A 370-nucleotide genomic window follows, 5' to 3' on the forward strand; every position below is an offset into this window, starting at 1 on the left:
CGCTCGCCCTGCTCTACTTCCGGACCGACCGGCACTAAGCTCGGGGCGCCACCCCCTCCCGACGTCCCGTTTGCTGCACTACACTGGCCGAGCGTTGTCCTTCATCGTCACAGTTTCGTTGCAGTGCCCGCTCAGGCGGGACTTGCCCGGAGGCCCCCGATGCCATGGCGCAAACTGGTGCCGCAACCGCGATGGTTACCGCGCGCGGCGGTCATGCGCCCGCAGCGAGTCGTGATCTGGTGTTTCAGCCTCGTGCTGGCGCTGACGCTCGCCGTTGGCCTGCGAGACCTCTACACGCTGCGCGAGCGCGTGATTGCCAGCCATCAGCACAATCTCGCGCTGCGCGCGATGGGGCTGGAGGCCGCCGTGT

At 67.8% G+C, this 370-nt stretch carries 1 protein-coding gene; it reads left to right on the plus strand.

Going from position 1 to position 370, the window contains the following annotated elements; genetic code table 11:
- Positions 1–159: 159 nt before the first annotated feature.
- A partial coding sequence (locus AB4Z35_RS31230) for a hypothetical protein (RefSeq protein WP_442101329.1) occupies positions 160–370 on the plus strand: 211 nt, incomplete at its 3' end.

It is taken from the genome of Pseudomonas sp. KB_15 (assembly GCF_052114525.1).
Classification (GTDB): Bacteria; Pseudomonadota; Gammaproteobacteria; order Pseudomonadales; family Pseudomonadaceae; genus Aquipseudomonas.